Origin of the sequence: Paraburkholderia phymatum, from assembly GCF_040965635.1 — a bacterium.
Lineage (GTDB): Bacteria > Pseudomonadota > Gammaproteobacteria > Burkholderiales > Burkholderiaceae > Paraburkholderia > Paraburkholderia phymatum_B.
On the sequence record NZ_JBFRCH010000008.1, the window covers coordinates 56,566 to 73,958 of the forward strand.

At 64.4% G+C, this 17,393-nt stretch carries 12 protein-coding genes; 9 read left to right on the plus strand and 3 right to left on the minus strand.

Annotated features, from left to right (window positions below; translation table 11 throughout):
• The first annotated feature begins 552 nt into the window (after positions 1-552).
• From glgX to AB4Y32_RS17205, 7 genes are all read left to right on the plus strand, one after another.
• Positions 553-2,790 carry a glycogen debranching protein GlgX gene (gene glgX, locus AB4Y32_RS17175; RefSeq protein ID WP_368722484.1) on the plus strand — a complete coding sequence of 746 codons (2,238 nt, stop codon included), beginning with the start codon at positions 553-555 and terminating at the stop codon, positions 2,788-2,790.
• A 95-nt stretch (positions 2,791-2,885) separates the two neighbouring features.
• Positions 2,886-4,832: a malto-oligosyltrehalose trehalohydrolase gene (gene treZ, locus AB4Y32_RS17180; protein ID WP_368722485.1), complete on the plus strand. Its 1,947-nt coding sequence runs from the start codon at positions 2,886-2,888 to the stop codon at positions 4,830-4,832.
• Between the two features lie 320 nt (positions 4,833-5,152).
• Positions 5,153-7,333, plus strand: a complete 2,181-nt coding sequence (malQ, locus tag AB4Y32_RS17185; protein WP_368722486.1) for a 4-alpha-glucanotransferase — start codon at positions 5,153-5,155, stop codon at positions 7,331-7,333.
• The gene (gene treY / locus AB4Y32_RS17190; protein WP_368722487.1) at positions 7,330-10,224 is read left to right on the plus strand and encodes a malto-oligosyltrehalose synthase; all 2,895 of its coding nucleotides are present in this window, start codon (positions 7,330-7,332) and stop codon (positions 10,222-10,224) included. Before malQ ends, treY begins: the two co-directional genes overlap by 4 nt.
• A 232-nt stretch (positions 10,225-10,456) precedes the next feature.
• On the plus strand, positions 10,457-11,431 hold the full coding sequence (locus AB4Y32_RS17195; RefSeq protein WP_368722488.1) for a hypothetical protein: 975 nt from the start codon (positions 10,457-10,459) through the stop codon (positions 11,429-11,431).
• A 1-nt stretch (position 11,432) separates the two neighbouring features.
• A complete protein-coding gene (locus tag AB4Y32_RS17200; RefSeq protein ID WP_368722489.1) occupies positions 11,433-11,720 on the plus strand; it encodes a hypothetical protein in 288 nt (95 codons plus the stop codon).
• Between the two features lie 46 nt (positions 11,721-11,766).
• Complete coding sequence (locus AB4Y32_RS17205) at positions 11,767-12,330, plus strand: hypothetical protein (RefSeq protein ID WP_368722490.1); 564 nt, start codon at positions 11,767-11,769, stop codon at positions 12,328-12,330.
• A gap of 224 nt (positions 12,331-12,554) precedes the next feature.
• On the opposite strand, the gene AB4Y32_RS17210 is transcribed toward AB4Y32_RS17205, so the two are convergent.
• Both AB4Y32_RS17210 and AB4Y32_RS17215 read right to left on the minus strand, forming a co-directional pair.
• A complete protein-coding gene (locus AB4Y32_RS17210; protein ID WP_368722491.1) occupies positions 12,555-13,898 on the minus strand; it encodes a hemolysin family protein in 1,344 nt (447 codons plus the stop codon).
• A 114-nt stretch (positions 13,899-14,012) separates the two neighbouring features.
• Positions 14,013-14,813, minus strand: coding sequence for a sensor histidine kinase (locus tag AB4Y32_RS17215; protein WP_368722492.1), 801 nt, complete (start codon positions 14,811-14,813; stop codon positions 14,013-14,015).
• 140 nt (positions 14,814-14,953) lie between these two features.
• On the opposite strand from AB4Y32_RS17215, the gene AB4Y32_RS17220 reads away from it, so the two are divergent.
• Positions 14,954-15,295 carry an FKBP-type peptidyl-prolyl cis-trans isomerase gene (locus AB4Y32_RS17220; RefSeq protein WP_090871137.1) on the plus strand — a complete coding sequence of 114 codons (342 nt, stop codon included), beginning with the start codon at positions 14,954-14,956 and terminating at the stop codon, positions 15,293-15,295.
• Positions 15,296-15,335: 40 nt separating this feature from the next.
• Positions 15,336-16,106 (plus strand): AraC family transcriptional regulator, encoded by a 771-nt coding sequence (locus AB4Y32_RS17225; protein WP_368722493.1) that lies wholly within the window; start codon positions 15,336-15,338, stop codon positions 16,104-16,106.
• Between the two features lie 57 nt (positions 16,107-16,163).
• On the opposite strand, the gene AB4Y32_RS17230 is transcribed toward AB4Y32_RS17225, so the two are convergent.
• Complete coding sequence (locus AB4Y32_RS17230) at positions 16,164-17,354, minus strand: O-succinylhomoserine sulfhydrylase (RefSeq protein ID WP_368722494.1); 1,191 nt, start codon at positions 17,352-17,354, stop codon at positions 16,164-16,166.
• Positions 17,355-17,393 lie beyond the last annotated feature (39 nt).

Here is a 17,393-nt window from a genome sequence, read left to right on the forward strand (position 1 = left end):
ACCCACTTCACGCACGTGTGACACAGCTAAGGGCATCGAACGTTTTGGCGCCCCATGTCGGTAGTGAATATGGGTTGCTGTGTTGTACGTGGCAACGCCCGCACTATGCGGCGTATCGCGTAGCGAGGGTTTCCTGTTTGGTGCGAATGCCTACACACAGTTTGCCGCAAAGGGGCCGGGGACCTTCGATGTCGCGAGCCGTAATTCGGGTGCACGATGCAGGTGAGGCGCTTAGTAGTGCGTTGGCAACGCACATAGGCAAGTACGTTGCGGTGTGAACGATGGGGACGTTGAGGGCCCGTGGGTAAACGTCAAGCATTGGCGGTGTGAGCGGCTTTCTTTTGCCTACTTTTCTTTGCCGCTGCAAAGAAAAGTAGGTGCCGCCCCGCACAGGGGCAACGCCCGCGCCGCGAGGCGCATCGCGGATGCCGGCGAAGGGCAAAGCAAACCGACGCATCGCGGATGCCGGCGGCAAGCCATAAAAACCAGAACAAAATCGCAGACGCCCGCGATAAAGGCAAAACAGCAGTCGCAGACAAAAAAAGGAAAACCATGTCCCATGTACTACCAGACCGACTGTTGCCGGGCAACCCATACCCCTTGGGTTCGAGCTGGGACGGCTTGGGCGTGAACTTCGCGGTCTTCTCCGCGAACGCGCAACGAATCGAATTGTGCCTGTTCGAGCCGACAGGCCGAAAGGAACTCAAACGCTACGCACTGCCCGAATGCACCGACGAGATCTGGCACGGCTACCTGCCCCACGCGCACCCGGGCACCGTCTACGCGTTCCGGGCACACGGCGCCTATCAGCCGCAAAACGGGCACCGTTTCAATCCGCACAAGCTGCTGCTCGACCCCTACGCGAGAAAGCTCATCGGTCAGTTCAGATGGTCGGATGCGCTCTTCGGCTATCGCGTTCATTCGAACAGAATGGACCTGTCGATCGACCGGCGAGACTCGGCGCCCGCAATGCCGAAGTGCGTCGTCGTCGACGAAGCATTCGACTGGTCCCACGACAAGCGCCCCAACGTGCCGTGGAACGAAACCGTCATCTACGAGACGCACGTGCGCGGCGCATCGATGCTGCGCAAGGACCTGCGCGCGCCCGAGCGCGGCACGTTCGCCGCGCTCGCATCGCCGGAATTCATCGAACATCTGCTCAAGCTCGGCGTCACAGCCGTCGAACTGCTGCCCGTCCACGCGTTTCTCAACGACCGCTTTCTCGTCGAGCGCGGACTGCGCAACTACTGGGGCTACAACACGGCCGCGTTCTTCGCGCCGGAACCGTCGTATCTGTCCTCGCACCGGCTCGACGAAATGCGCATCGCCGTCCGTCAACTGCACGCGGCGGGCATCGAGGTGATACTCGACGTCGTCTACAACCACACGTGCGAAGGCAATGAAATGGGCCCCACCGTGTCGTGGCGCGGACTCGACAACGCCAGCTACTATCGCCTGATTCCCGGCGACGAACGGCATCACATCAACGACACGGGCTGCGGCAACACGCTCAATCTGCCTCACCCGCGCGTGCTGCAAATGGTGATGGACTCGCTGCGCTACTGGTCGACGGCCTTCAATATCGACGGCTTTCGCTTCGATCTCGGCGTCACGCTCGGACGCGAGCACTCGGGCTTCGATCCGGGATCGGGCTTCTTCGACGCGTTGCGTCAGGACCCCATCCTGTCGCAGCGCAAGCTGATTTCCGAGCCGTGGGACATCGGCCCCGGCGGCTATCAGCTCGGCAATCATCCGCCCGGCTTCGCCGAATGGAACGACCGTTTCCGCGATTCGGTGCGCCGCTTCTGGCGCGGCGACGCCGGCATGCGGCCCGATCTCGCCGCGCGTCTGACGGGATCGGCGGATCTCTTCAACCGGCGCTTTCGCAAGCCTACGGCGTCGATCAACTTCGTCGCGTCGCACGACGGCTACACGCTCGCCGATCTCATCTCGTACACGCAAAAGCACAACGAGATGAACGGCGAGAACAACAACGACGGCCACAACGAAAACTGCAGCTCGAACTGGGGCATTGAAGGCCCGACCGACGATCCCGCCATCGCCGAAACGCGCGAACGCGTCGCACGCTCGCTCATCGCGACGCTCTTCATCGCGCTCGGCACGCCGATGATGCTCGCTGGCGACGAAATGGGCCGCACCCAGCGCGGCAACAACAACGCGTACTGCCAGGACAACGAAATCTCGTGGATGGATTGGGAACGCGCCGCGCTCCCTCACGGGCGCAAAATGACCATGTTCTTCGCGCGCATGATCGCGTTGCGCAAACAGCACCCGCTGTTGCGCGAAAACCGCTTCCTGTTCGGCGACCGCGAGGTGCTGCCCGGCCTCTACGACGTCGGCTGGTTCGACGAAAACGGCGAGGCGCTCACGATCGAAGCGTGGCAGGACCCCGAAGGCCGCGCGTTCACGCTGCGGCGCGCGGGTCCGGGCCTGAACGAAGAAACGGAAGTATTGTTGATGATGTTGAACGCGTCGGCGGCGGCCGTGCGCTTCACGCCGCCCCCGCCGCACCTGGAATGGCACGTGCTCATCGATACGTCTGACCCTCACGCGCCGCCCGTTCCCCTCGCGGCGCCCGATCTGGAGGTCGCGGCGCACAGCATGGTCGTGCTCGCGGCGCAGCCCACGGGCGACGCGGACTGGCAGGCGAGCTGGCGCGCGGGTGCGCAGTACGGCCCGCGTCTGTTGACGGCGCTGCCGCCGGACCCGGGCACGTCGATGCCCGACCCGGAACCATCCGAATCAACGCGCGAATCGACACGGGAATGAGCGCACGAACGAACGCACGAATGAACACACGAACGGGCCGTCAATGAGCACACGAATAAGCACATCGATGGGCACGCCGATGAATGGTGACAATCATGCATGAACGTCCGATCGACCCTCACGCGCATCATCACGCGCACTGCCTGCCGTTCGGCGCGCAGCTGCTCGGCGCGGCGAGCGCGAAGCCGCGCACGCGCTTCAGGCTGTGGGCGCCGTCGTGCGCGAAAGTGCAGGTGATGATCGAAAGCGGCCCCGCGAAGGGCCTGCTCGACATGAACCAGACAGGCAACGGCTGGTTTGAAACGGAGGCCGAATGCGGCGCGGGCACGCTGTATCGCTACAAGCTCGACGGCGCGCTGCTGGTGCCCGACCCCGCGTCGCGCTTCCAGCCGCAGGATGTGCACGGCCCGAGCGAAGTGATCGACCCGCGCGCCTACCACTGGCAGCACACGCACTGGAGCGGACGCCCGTGGGAAGAGACGGTGCTGTACGAGCTGCACGTCGGCGCGCTGGGCGGCTACGCGGGCGTGACGAAGCGTCTGCCCGAGATCGCGGCGCTCGGCGTCACCGCAATCGAGCTGATGCCGCTCAATGACTTTCCGGGCCAGCGCAACTGGGGCTACGACGGCGTGCTGCCGTATGCGCCCGACTCCGCGTATGGCCGCCCCGACGACCTGAAAGCGCTGATCGATGCCGCGCACGGACTCTGCCTCGCCGTGTTCCTCGACGTGGTCTACAACCACTTCGGCCCGGACGGCAACTATCTGCGGCAGTATGCGAAGCCCTTCTTCCGCGAAGGCACGCACACGCCGTGGGGCCTTGCTATCGACTTCGAGCGCAGCGAAGTGAGCGAGTTCTTCAGCGACAACGCGCTGTACTGGCTCAACGAATATCGGATCGACGGCCTGCGCCTCGACGCCGTGCATGCAATCGACAACGACGCGTGGCTGCGCGGTTTCGCCGATCACGTACGCGCGCATGTGCAGCACGGACGCCACGTGCATCTCGTGCTCGAAAACGAGCGCAATACGGCGAACCTGCTCGACACGCACTTCACCGCGCAATGGAACGACGACGCGCACAACACGCTGCACGTGCTGCTGACGGGCGAGCACGAAGGCTATTACGCCGCTTACGCCGATCAGCCGATCCACAAGCTCGCGCGCATACTCGGCAGCGGCTTCGGCTATCAGGGCGATCCATCGCCGATTCATCATGGCAAGCCGCGCGGCCAGCCGAGCGGCCATCTGCCGCCCGCGTCGTTCGTGATGTTCCTGCAGAACCACGATCAGATCGGCAATCGCGCGATGGGCGAGCGTCTGCGCGCGCTGTGCGCCGACGATGCGCTGCTCGCCGCGACGGGTCTGCTGCTGCTCTCGCCGCAAATTCCGCTGCTGTTCATGGACGAAGAGTACGGCTCGAAGCTGCCGTTCCTGTTCTTCACTGACTACACGGGCGAACTCGCGAACGCCGTGCGCGAAGGACGCCGCAAGGAGTTCGCGCGCTTCTCCGCGTTCGCCGACGAAAAGCGCCGCGCGCTGATTCCCGATCCGAACGATCCGCGGACGTTCGCGAAGTCGTCGCCGCCAACCGCGCGCAGCAACGACACGCCCGAAGACAAGGAATCGTTCGAATGGATGCACTTCTACAAGTCGGCGCTGGCCGTGCGCGCGAAGCTGATCGCGCCGCGCCTGCAACGTGCGAAGCCGCTCGGCGCGGCCGTGCTGAAGGCGAACGGCGGACACGATGCGAACGCGCTCGTCGCGCGCTGGAAGCTCGATGACGGCGAGACGCTGTCGATCGCATTGAATCTCGCCAATGAAACGGTGTGGCTCGATGTCCAGCCCGAGGGCAAGGTGATCTTCGAGACGCCGCCGCGTGTGCGCGATCGCGTCGATGCGGGCGAGCTGCCGTCGAATGCGTTCGTCGCATGGATGACGGGCGACGTCTGCGAGTACGCGGTCGGTCACGACGCGCGCAAGAACGCCGATGCCGACGCGGCATGGGACCAGAGTAAGTGCTCTGCATGGGGGCCGGAGTAAGTGCTAAAGCGCCAACTCTGGTCGACCGCCGCACAGCTCCAGGTAAGCGCTAAAGCGCTAACCTGGAACACTGCGGCATGGGGGCCGGAGTAAGTGCTAAAGCGCCAACTCTGGTCGACCGCCGCACAGCTCCAGGTAAGCGCTAAAGCGCTAACCTGGAACACTGCCGCATGGGGGCCGGAGTAAGTGCTAAAGCGCCAACTCTGGTCGACCGCCGCACAGCTCCAGGTAAGCGCTAAAGCGCTAACCTGGAACACTGCGGCATGGGACCAGAGTAAGGCGCTAAAGCGCCAACTCTGGTCGACACAGGAGTGACACGCTTGACCACTACCCGACGCCCCGGCCTGCCCCTCGACAGCCTCGCCGCGCGCGCTGGCTTCGAAGTCGAATGGGAAGACGCGCATCACAAGAAGCACCGCGTGCCCGACAGCACGCTCGCCGTGCTGCTCGAGCGCATGGGCCTGCCGTGCGCGAGCGCCACGCAGGTCCGCCAGAGCACGGCCGCGCTCGAAGCCGAATTGTCCGGCCGCAAGCTGCCGCCGCTGATGACGGTCGAATGCGGACGCGGCATCGCGCTGCCCGCGGCCTCGATCAAGTCGGGCAGCCATTACCGGATCGAACTGGAAAGCGGCTCGCTGATCGACGGCCGCTTCACGGCGCCCAAAGGCGAAGCGGCGCTGCTCTCGCCGATCGACGAGCCCGGCTATCACACGCTCGTGCTCAACGATCACCGGATGACGCTCGCCGTCGCGCCCCCGCGCTGCTACACGGTCGCCGATGCGTGGCACGCGATGCACGGCGACGACGCGAGCCCGCCGCCGCTGTGGGGCATCGCCGCGCAAATCTACGGCTTGCGCCGTACCGGCGACGGCGGCATCGGCGATTACACGGCGCTCGCGACGCTCGCGATCGAAAGCGCGAAACGCGGCGCGCATGCGCTCGCGATCAGCCCGACACATGCGATGTTCAGCGCGCTGCCGAAAAGCTTCAGTCCGTATTCGCCGTCGTCGCGTTTGTGGCTGAACGTCACGCATATCGACCCCGCCGCCGTGTTCGGCGCGCAGGCCGCTCGAGCCGCAATGGATGCAGCAGGCGCCGCCGATGCCTGGACGCAACTGGAGCCGCTGCCCCTGATCGACTGGAAGACGGCGATCCCGCTGAAGCTCAAGGTGCTGCGCGTGCTGTTCGAGCGCTTCTGCGCCAACGACCGCGCGCAGGACCTGCCGCGCGCGCTCGAATTTCACGGCTTCTGCGAGCGCGGCGGCCGCGCGCTCGAAGACCACGCGCGCTTCGAAGCGCTGCATGCATTCCAGTTGCAGCACGGAGGCGTTGGCTACTGGCGCAAGTGGGCCGAGCCGCTGCAAGACCCGCGCAGCCCCGAAGTCGAGGCGTTCGCGAATGAGCATCGACATGAAGTCGAGTTTCATCTGTTCCTGCAATGGCTCGCCGCGAAGGGCGTGTCGCACGCACAGCACGCGGCGCGCGACGCGGGCATGGCCGTCGGCCTGATCGCGGATCTCGCCGTCGGCTGCGACAGCGCGGGCTCTCACGCATGGTCGTATCGCGACGACATGCTGCAAGGCGTGTCCGTCGGCGCGCCGCCCGACCTGTTCAACCAGGCGGGCCAGGCATGGGGCCTTACGACGTTCTCGCCGCGCGCGATGCGCAACCAGGGCTTCTCGGCGTTCATCGACATGCTGCGCACGGCATTCGCGCACGCGGGCGGCATCCGCATCGATCACATCCTCGGCTTGCGGCGGCTGTGGCTCGTGCCCGAAGGCGAGTCCGCGAAGAACGGCGCGTATCTGCGCTATCCGCTCGAAGACATGCTGCGGCTGATTGCGCTCGAATCGTGGCGGCATCGCGCGATCGTGATCGGCGAGGACCTGGGCACCGTGCCGCCCGGCTTGCGCGAGCGGCTGACGGAGCGCGGGCTCGCGGGCATCCGCGTGCTGTGGTTCGAGCGCACGAAGGACGGCAGCGGCTTCAAGCGGCCAGCCGAGTGGGACCGCCATGCCGTCGCGACGACCACCACGCACGATCTGCCGACCGTCACCGGCTGGTGGCGCGGCGAAGATATCGTGTGGCGCCATCGCGTCGGGCAGACGGCCCCGCGCGCCGATGGCCGCGACCCCGTCGCGCTCGCTCAGGCCAAACGCGCCGACGACCGCGCCGCGTTGTGGCAGGCGTTCCAGAAGGCGGGCATCGCGCCACACGATGTCGCTGCCCCGCCGCCCGACGATGCGCCCGTCGACGAAGCGCTCGCGTTCGTCGCCGTCACGCCTTCGCCGCTCGTCACGTATCCGCTCGAAGACCTGCTCGGTCTCGCGGACCAGCCGAATCTGCCCGGCTCGATCGACGAGCATCCGAACTGGCGCCGCCGCGTGATGCAGCCCGTCGAAGCGCTCTTCGCCGATGAAACGTTTTGCGACCGCCTGCTTGCGATCGAGCGGGCCCGCACCGATCCAACCTCAGCTTCTTCGTTGTCCGATACGCCATGACTGTTCCGCGCGCCACGCTCCGACTCCAGTTCCATCGCGGCTTTACATTCGACGATGCGCTCGCGCGCGTCGACTACTTCGCCACGCTCGGCGTGAGCCACCTGTACGCATCCCCCGTCACGACGGCGACGCCCGGCTCGATGCACGGCTACGACACCGTCGACTACAGCCAGGTCAGCGCCGAATGCGGCGGCGAAAACGGCCTGCGGCGTCTCGCCGACAAGCTGCACGAACGCGGCATGGGCCTGATCGTCGACATCGTGCCGAATCACATGGGCGTGAGCCGGCACAACGCATGGTGGCGGGACATCCTCGAATGGGGCCGGCACAGCGCCTATGCGCGCTATTTCGACGTCGACTGGCACTCGCCCGATCCCGCGCTGCGCGGCAAGGTGCTGATGCCCGTGCTCGGCGGGGCCTACGGCGAAGAGCTGACGGCGGGACGCATTGCGCTGCGCTTCGATGCCGATAGCGGCCGCTTCGATATCGCGTATGGCGAGCACACATGCCCCGTGTGTCCCGTCGACTACGCGGCGATCTTGCAGTCGGCGGATCGCGCCGACCTGAGCGCGCTCGCCGAGCGTTTCGCTCCCGTCACGACGCAGCCCTCCGATCAGCCACGCGCCGTCGAAGGCCGCGAAGCGCTCGTCGAGTTCGTGCGGCAGAACGGCGCGTCGGCGATCGAGTTCGTGCTCGAAACGTATTCGCCGCACGAGCCCGTCACGCGCGACCGTCTGCACCGGCTGCTCGAGCGGCAGCACTTCCGGCTCGCATGGTGGCGCACGGCATCGGACGAAGTGAACTGGCGGCGCTTCTTCGATATCAGCTCGCTCGCGGCCGTGCGCGTCGAGCGCCCCGAAGTGTTCGACGCCGTGCACGCGCTGATCTTCCGTCTCTATGCGGAGGGCGCGATCGACGGCGTGCGCGTCGATCATGTCGACGGGCTCGCGGAGCCGCGCGAATACACGCAGCGGCTGCGTCAGCGGCTCTCGGAGCTGCGCGAGGGCACGACGCCGTATATCGTCGTCGAAAAAATTCTCGGACGCGGCGAAACGCTGCGCGACGACTGGCCCGTCGACGGCACGACGGGCTATGACTTCATGAACGACGTCGGCGCGCTGCTGCACGATCCGGCGGGCGCCGCGCCGCTCGCGAACGCGTGGGCCGAACTGAGCGGCCGCCCCGCGAACTTCGCCGACGAAGCGCCGCCCGCGCGCCGCCAGATACTCGCGGAAAATCTGCCCGCCGAACTGGACCGCGCGGCGCGCGCGCTGCATCGGATTGCACGCGACAACCTGACCACGCGCGACTTCACGTACACCGCGATCCGCCGCGTGACGAACGAACTCGCGGCGCACTTCCCCGTCTATCGCATCTATCCGCAAAACGGCTTGCGCAGCAGCGCCGACAACGCGTACTTCGACATCGCGCTCGACGCCGCGAAGCAAACGCTGTCGCGCGCCGATCGTGGCGTGCTGGCGCAGGTCGACGCGTGGCTCGGCAGCGGCACGGACGAGAACGGCAACGGACGTTCTGCTTCGCAGCAGTCGCAACAGTCGTCACAGTCGCAACAGTCGTCACAGTCTCAGCAGTCCTCACAGTCGCAACAGGCGCAGCAGAGCAATCCCGGCGCGTTCAATCACACGGCGTCGGCGCGCCGCACGGTGCAGACGCTTTTTTCGCAACTGACGGCGCCCGTCGCCGCGAAGGCGATCGAAGATACCGCCTGCTATCGCTATGGGCGTCTGCTGTCGCGCTGCGAAGTGGGCGCCGATCCGGGCGAGTTCGCGCTGTCGGTCGAGCAGTTTCATGCAGGCAATCAGGAGCGCGCGCGGCGCTTTCCTCACGCGATGCTCGCGACGGCCACGCACGATCACAAGCGCGGTGAGGACATGCGCGCGCGGCTCGCCGTGGTGAGCGAAATCGCCGACGAGTGGATCGCGACGCTGCGCGCGTGGACGACGCTGAACACGCCGCATCGCCGTGCGCTGAACGGCAATGGCGGCGACTGGGCGCCCGGTCACGCCGCCGAGGCGATGCTGTATCAGACATTGGTCGGCTGCTGGCCACCGGGTCTGTCGCCCGACGACGACGCGGGCATCAAGGCGCTCGCCGAACGGGTCGCGCAATGGCAATTGAAGGCGCTGCGCGAAGCGAAACTGCGCACGACGTGGCTCGCGCCCGATGAAGCGTTCGAGAACGGCTGCCGCGAGTTCCTGTTCGACATTCTCGCGCCGCAGCGCCGCGACGGCTTTCTGCGCGAGCTGTGCGCATTCGTTGAGCGTATCGGCCACGCGGGTGTCGTGAACAGCTTGCAGCAGACGGTGCTGCGCCTCGCGTCGCCGGGCGTGCCCGATCTGTATCAGGGGACGGAGCTATGGGACTTCAGTCTCGTCGATCCCGACAACCGCCGGCCCGTCGATTTCGCGCAGCGGCAAGCGATGCTCGCGGAAGCGCCGCCTTCCGCGTATCTGGCGAACTGGCGCGATGGCCGCGTGAAGCTCGCCATCATCCAGCGCATGCTCGCGTTGCGCGTGCAGATGCCGGAACTGCTCAGCAAGGGCACCTATCTGCCGCTGACGGTGCAAGGCCGGCACGCGGACCGCGTGATCGCGTTCGCGCGGCGTCATGGCAATTGCTGGGCGGTGGTGATCGCGACGCGTCTGTCGACGGCGCTGATCGATAAAAACAGCGACGTGCCGCTCGTCGATCCGATCAGCTGGGAGGACACGGCCGCGCAGATGCCCGAAGAACTCTTTGCGCGCGCGCTGTTCGACTGGGTGAGCCCCGCCGCACCAAAGGTCGAGGATACGGGGCTGCTCTATCTGCGCGATGCGCTGACGACGATGCCCGTTGCCGTGCTCGTTGAGGATGGGGTGCCGCGCGTGTGAGCGCGGGCGCGGCGAGCAACGTTTATGGACGGCAATGTCTAAAGTTTGGAATCTGTGTGACGGTGAAAGCCCTCCCGCGGGCTTTCATTTTGTGGGTCTTGGCATTTCGCGGTTCCCCGCGCAAATCACACATGAACTGACGAGGATTACGCGTGCCTTGACGCAATGTGACAACTGCTCTGCATGCCATCGCTAGGATTGGTGCGAACAATCACTGCGATGGAGGAGAGTCGTGCGTATAAGCTACAACAGCCTTCAGGTCCCGCTGGATATCGGGACGTGGCAATGCACGCTCGTGCTCGCCAGGGAGTTCTACAACCTCTCTAGTGGATACTGGGACGCCTTCGCCGACTGGGATAAACGCCGGGAGCGGGAGCGCGAAATCGAAGATGACAAGCGCACCTTCGACCGTTATTTTCGGCCCAGCTACGACTTCAGATCGCTGATGCGCACTGATATCAACGCGATCTGCTCGTTTCTGAGCGATCACCTGAACGTCGTCCACTGGAACCTGCCGACCGACAACGCCGGCATCGAGCGCGCCCTCAAACAGGCTGTCCGCGACGGACTGCTCGTGCCCGTCGTCAACCGTGACTGGCGCTCGCTTCCGATGACGTTTCGGCCTACGCCCGCCCCGCTGCGGTGGCTGTCGACATCGGGCGGAGGCGGGTTCGGCAGCAGTGGCGGCACAGTGTGGGCCGCCTTCAGGAATGCGGGGCCGGGGCCGTTGGTATGGAACGGCAAACCGGTCCTGAGGGGACCATACGATCCGTCTACACAGGAGGCACAGTTGAAGGCCGCGCGCGCCGCGATGGCTGCCAGTGCTGCCTATAGTGGCGACGGCTTCGACCTGGGGGATGTAGCGGAAGCAGCGGCCGTAGCTACGCTTGGTGATGATTTAGATGAGGATGAAGGCACTGTCGACGCGCTCGCCGAATACATAGTCGATAGCAGCGACGACACGTCGACGCCGCTGGGCGATGCGCAGCCGTTCGATCTAGGCGACTCTCTGGACAGCGATAATGTGTTGACGATGGCCGCGCGCGGAGTCAGCGAGGAGCAGGAGGCAGAATGTTTCGCGGCCTACGAACGAGAAATGGAACAGTGCGGCGTGAGACGTGCCCTGCTCGGCGGCAAAAACTATCGGGACTACATGCAGTGCACCCACGACGCTTTCACCAACTACCAAGCATGCAGAGGACACTGAAATGAGCAAATACCCCGCCGCGATGATCACTTTTTACGATGATGAAACACGAACCTTCAAGACATGCGTTACGCTCAGAAGCCGTGTCCAGACCGCGATTGATCGCGCCGTCATCCATACCGTAGAGCCAGAATCACAGAGCGAGCCTATTACAGACGAACACGCCCGTCTCTTGGGGGCGATGGCCTTTCTCCAGTTCGCAGCCGGCAATCCGGAATTGCGCTCTCGCCTTGAAATCACCACGATAGAACCGATGAACTGGTCGCCCGTGAAACCACCCGCAGAATGACCCGTCGACGGATCGAAGGGGATGGGAAAGGGCCACAGAATTCGGCATGGGGCTATCCAACTATTGCACACGTACAAGCGGGGTATCGATCCATCCTATCGCCGATCAATTGCCGGTGAAGCGTAAGAGCGATGGAGGATTAATGAACGGCCAGAATAAAACATGGGGTTGGGAGCATGCAAAAAACAATAGTTTGCTGATTAAAGTATTCGGGGAGTACCCGTCATTTCATGACTCAGCCGTCAGAACATTTTGCATGCAGCGAAATAGACGATCGTATGAAAGTGTGGAGGGCAAGCCTTTACCGGATGGTCGCTCGCGCGATCTGCTTGGTCTTGAGCTTGAAGTACTACATAACCGTTATGGACCGCTTGGCAGCGACGGGGGTCCCGACTTTCTGGTTGTGCTGGAATTTCTGGATATCAGAAGCTCCGAAATCGACGTAGACGCCATGCTCGAAAAAGCGTCGATAATGGATATTTCCTTATCCAAAGAGCCGAATGGCTTAATCAAGCTTGATCTCATGCCTAATATTGGTCTGGACATACGCTTGATTTGCAAAGAAGTCGCGGCCAGTTCTATCCGGCCTTATCTTCGTGGCGAACCTTAACCGTGCGTATTTTCCCGCGTCATCGCGCCAGTAATACCAACGGGTGCTGCCCTAACGGATAGAAGTCGGCTCGGACAGCTTGTCGGCCCGCCACGACGAAGGTACGGTTCTTACCGACCATGTCCGCGTCTTCAACATCCTGTAAGGACCTGCCAGATGTCCCGATCACGTGGCGACCATCTGTGCTCTTCGTATGGATTGCGTGTCACGGCGGGCTCCCGGGGCTAACCGCCTTCGTCATCGAACGTCTTCGGATATACGCGCACCAGCACGATACGCGGGCCCTTCATCTTCTTCACGACGACATCGAAGCGGTCGAATTCGATACGCTGCCCTTCTTCAGGCAGATCGCCGAGCGCGTTGATCACGAGGCCGCCGACGGATTCCGCGCGGCCTTCGTCGATGTCGATACCCAACGCGCGCTCCAGCGACACCACGGGCAAGCTGCCCTTGCCCATCAGCGTGCCGTCGTCCATGCGCGTCCAGTCGGCGTCGCCTTGACGGAACTCGTCGTGAATCTGGCCGACCAGTGCGCCCAGCAGATTGTCGAGCGTGAGAAAGCCGATCGGCTTCGCGTTCTTCTGCCCGACGAGCGCAAGATGCGGCGCGCCCTTGCGAAAGCGCCGGAACAGTTCGAGCGCGGGCATGTTGGGCTTCACGTACTGCACGGGACGCACGTAGTGCGACAGATCGTCGAGCGTGCTGCCCGCGTGACGCGCGAGCAGCAGGTCCTTCAGATGTATCGTGCCCGCGACGCGCTCGCCCGTCGCATCTTCGAGCAACGGATAGCGGCTGAAACGATGGCGCGCGACGATCTGCATGTTCTCGCGCCACGGCAAATCGCGGCGCAGGCTCACGAGTTCGTGCGCGGGCCGCATCAGGTCGGACACGGTCATCCGCGAGAAGTCGAGCGAATGCGCGATCGTGTTCCACTCGTCTTGCGAATAGGCGTCCTTCGGCGCGTCGAGTCCGTTCGCGACGCTCGCGTGGCGGCCGCGCAGAATCAACTTGAGTTCTTCCGTCGAGTAGTGCGTGTCGCCGCCGTGATCGGCCGACAATCCCGCGACGCGCAGCACGGCATTCGCACTCGTGTTGAGCAGCCAGATCGCGGGATACATCGCCCAGTAAAAACCGTACAGCGGTATCGCGACCCACAGCGCAATCTGCTCGGACTGACGGATCGCGAGCGACTTCGGCGCCAGTTCGCCGACGACGATGTGCAGAAACGAAATGCACGAGAACGCGAAGAACAGCGAGATGCCGTGTATCAACTGCTCGGACTCGATGCCGAACAAGCGGAAAAGCGGGTTGAGCAGTTCCGCGAAGGCGGGCTCGCCGATCCAGCCGAGTCCCAGCGACGCGAGCGTGATGCCCAGCTGACACGCCGACAGATACGCATCCAGCCGGCCATGCACTTTCGCGAGCAGCTTGCCGCGCAAGCCATGCTGCGCGGCGAGCGTTTGCACGCGCGTCTGCCGCAGCTTCACGAGACCGAATTCGGCGGCGACAAAGAAACCGTTGAGGGCAACGAGCAACAACGCGCCAACGAGCGCGACGACCTGGATCAAAGCGGACAACTCCGGCAACAAAAGCCGTCAGTATAGAGCGCGAAAGACGTGTGAAAGAGCGTGTCGCTCATCGATTAGCCATCCGGCCAGGTCATCGGTGCATCGCGCGTGCCGTCATGCGCCTGCGAGCGGCACGCGCAGCTTGAGCGTCGCCGGCTGGCCTTCGATCCATTCGCCCTGCTCGAATGCGCCGTCGTGCGCTTCGGCGACACGCTTGCACAAACCCAGCACCCACGAGATGCGGCCGGCTTCGCGCGGGTGCGTCGCTTGCTCGCGCGCGAACTTTTCGAGCACGTGCGGCAGCCCGGCATCCGTCAACGCGGCGGATGTGTGCGGCCACGTGACGGTGGCCTCGAATGTCGACGCATCGACACGCGCAGCGAGCGCGACCGTCGCGCCGCTCGCGCTCGCTTCGACGGCGAACGTGACGAGCAGCCACAGCGCGGCAGCGAGCCGCTCGCGATCGCCATCCAGTTGCTGCGCATCGACGGTCGCATCGAGTTCGAGCGCGACGTTGCGCTGCGCGGCGAGTGCGTCGCGCACGTCGCCGACCGTTTCGTCGACGAGCGGCCGCAACGCAAACGGCGCGCGGTTCAACGCGAGCGTCCTCGTTTCGGCGCGCGTCGTATCGACGATCGATTCGAGCAGCTTCACCTGCTGATCGACGCCGTTGCGAATCCCTTCGAGCGCGCGTTGCGCAGTGGCGTCGCTCGTGTCGATCTTGCGGTCGAGCACATATGCCCAGCTATGAATCGCGTTCAACGGGCTGCGCAGATCGTGAGAGACGAGGGAAAGCACATGATCGCGCATGAAGAGCGCCGTTTCGGCGCAGCGCCGCGCGGTGCGATCGGCGGTGGCGTGCATCCCCTGGTTGCTGCCGGAAGAAGACGGTGTAGACGTGGTCACGATCGACATCCTCGTTGGCGGTTCATCATCGGTTGCGGTCTGGTCATTATAGGCTTGGCCGTTCGGACGATCCCGTTCGGACGATCCTCACGACAGTACGCCGACACGCCTACAATAACGGTTTCGAACGATTATCAAAGGAGCATCGCATGACCACTGTCACCACCGCCTCGGGCCTCAAATACGAAGACCTGAAGGAAGGCACGGGCGCCGAAGCGAAGGCCGGCCAGACCGTCAGCGTGCACTACACCGGCTGGCTCACGGACGGCCAGAAGTTCGATTCGAGCAAGGACCGCAATGACCCGTTCGCGTTCGTGCTGGGCGGCGGCATGGTCATCAAGGGCTGGGACGAAGGCGTGCAGGGCATGAAGGTCGGCGGCGTGCGCAAGCTGACCATCCCGCCGCAACTCGGCTACGGCGTGCGCGGCGCGGGCGGCGTGATTCCGCCGAATGCGACGCTCGTGTTCGAAGTCGAATTGCTCGACATCTGAGCGTTCCTCGCTTTTGATTTTTTGATTTCGACGTCCTGAGATGAGCCACGCCGCCAACGACGCGCCCAGCGTTTCCCTGCGCCGTTACGGCGCGGTGGAAGCGTCGGACGTGCACGACTTTCATCAGATCGTGCTCGGTCTCGACGGCTCGATGGTGATGGCCGTCGACGGCGTCGCGCGCGAGATCGACAGCACGTCCGCGTGGCTCATCCCGGCGGGCTCGCGGCACGATTACGCAGGCGTCGGCGAGAACCGGCAGCTCGTGCTCGATCTGCCCGCGTCGTCGGTTGCCGTGCCGCGGCGGCTGTTCGACAAGGCGCGCGCGATGGCGATCGATGCATCGCTCACGCAACTGGCTTCACACATCGCGGGCCGCGCGACGGGCCATATCGACGGCGATGCCGCGTGGCGGCGCTTCAACTGGGATGCGGCGGCGCGTCTGTGCGCGGCGATCGTCGAAGAGACGGGGATCGCGGATGCTGCGCCCGGCGCGGGCCTCGACTTTGCGCGCATCGACGGCTGGCTGCGTGCTCACCTGTCAGAACCGCTGCGCATCACCGATCTCGCCACGCATTGCGGCTTCGGCATGCGGCGCTTTCATCAGCTGTTCATCGAGGCGTTCGGCGAAACGCCACATCGCTATTTGCAGCGTCTGAGGCTGGATACCTCGGTCACGCTGCTTGCCGATCCGCGCCGTTCGCTGACGGATGTGGCGCTCGAAGTGGGCTTCGGCGATCAGAGCGCATACACGCATGCGTTCACGCGGCGTTTCGGCATGGCACCCGGCCAGTGGCGGGCGCTGCTGCACTGAACTTTCCCTTCACACGACGAACCGGACGCGTGCGCGCGCCCGGCTCTCTTCAGACGATCAGCCGATGAGGCCGCGCGCCAGATCGTCGCGGATGTCGTCGGCATTCTCCAGACCCACGGCGAGGCGGATCAGCCCTTCCGTGATGCCCGCCGCCGCACGCGCCTCGGGCGCGATGCGGCCGTGCGTCGTCGTGGCGGGATGCGTGATCGTCGTACGCGTATCGCCGAGGTTGCCCGTGATCGAGCAGATCTTCGTGCTGTCGATCACGCGCCATGCGTTCTCGCGCATCTGCTCGGCCGTGTCGCCCTTCACTTCTAACGAGACGATCGCGCCGCCCGCCTTCTGCTGACGCTTCGCGATCTCGTACTGCGGATGCGATTCGAGGCCCGGATAGAACACGCGGCGCACGGCGGGATGCGCGTCGAGCCAGCGCGCGATTTCGAGCGCATTCGCCGACTGGCGCTCGACGCGCAGCGACAGCGTCTCCATGCCCTTCAGCAGAATCCACGCGTTGAACGCGGACAGCGTCGGGCCCGCGCTGCGCACGAACGGAAACACCTTTTCCATGATGAACTGCTTCGAGCCGACCAGCGCGCCGCCGAGCACGCGGCCCTGGCCATCGAGGAACTTGGTCGCCGAGTGCATCACGACATCGGCGCCGAGCTTCAGCGGCTGTTGCAGCGCGGGGCTGCAAAAACAGTTGTCGACGACGAACAGCGCATTCGCGGACTTCGCGATCTTGCTGATCGCTTCGATGTCGGCGATTTCGGTCAGCGGATTCGACGGCGTTTCGAGGAAGAACATCTTCGTCTCGGGACGCACGGCGTTTTTCCACGCTTCGAGATCGGTCGGATCGACGAAGGTCGTCGTGATGCCGAACTTGCTGAAGATCTGCGAGAACATGCCGAGCGTCGACCCGAACAGGCTCTGCGAGCTGACGAGATGGTCGCCCGCCTGCATCGCCGACATCACCACCGACATGATGGCGGCCATCCCCGACGCCGTCGCCATGCACGCCTCGCCGCCTTCGAGCGCCGCGAGACGATCCTGGAACATCGTGACCGTCGGGTTCGTGAAGCGCGAGTACGTGTAATAGTCTTCGGATTTCTTGAAGCGCTCGGCGGCTTCGGCGGCGCTCGCAAAGACGAAGCTCGACGTCAGAAAGATTGCCTCGGAATGCTCGCCGAAATCGCTGCGCAACGTGCCCGAGCGGACTGCGAGAGTGTCGAAATTGAGGGAGTCGTCCATGTTCGTTCTGTTCCGTTTTTTCCAGGCCGAATGCGCTTC

Coding starts and splice junctions, on each gene's coding strand:
- AB4Y32_RS17200 (WP_368722489.1), top strand. CDS start 11,433: ATGAGCAAATACCCCGCCGCGATGATCACTTTTTACGATGATGAAACA.
- treZ (WP_368722485.1), top strand. CDS start 2,886: ATGCATGAACGTCCGATCGACCCTCACGCGCATCATCACGCGCACTGC.
- glgX (WP_368722484.1), top strand. CDS start 553: ATGTCCCATGTACTACCAGACCGACTGTTGCCGGGCAACCCATACCCC.
- AB4Y32_RS17225 (WP_368722493.1), top strand. CDS start 15,336: ATGAGCCACGCCGCCAACGACGCGCCCAGCGTTTCCCTGCGCCGTTAC.
- AB4Y32_RS17220 (WP_090871137.1), top strand. CDS start 14,954: ATGACCACTGTCACCACCGCCTCGGGCCTCAAATACGAAGACCTGAAG.
- AB4Y32_RS17230 (WP_368722494.1), bottom strand. CDS start 17,354: ATGGACGACTCCCTCAATTTCGACACTCTCGCAGTCCGCTCGGGCACG.
- AB4Y32_RS17205 (WP_368722490.1), top strand. CDS start 11,767: ATGGGGCTATCCAACTATTGCACACGTACAAGCGGGGTATCGATCCAT.
- treY (WP_368722487.1), top strand. CDS start 7,330: ATGACTGTTCCGCGCGCCACGCTCCGACTCCAGTTCCATCGCGGCTTT.
- AB4Y32_RS17215 (WP_368722492.1), bottom strand. CDS start 14,813: ATGTCGATCGTGACCACGTCTACACCGTCTTCTTCCGGCAGCAACCAG.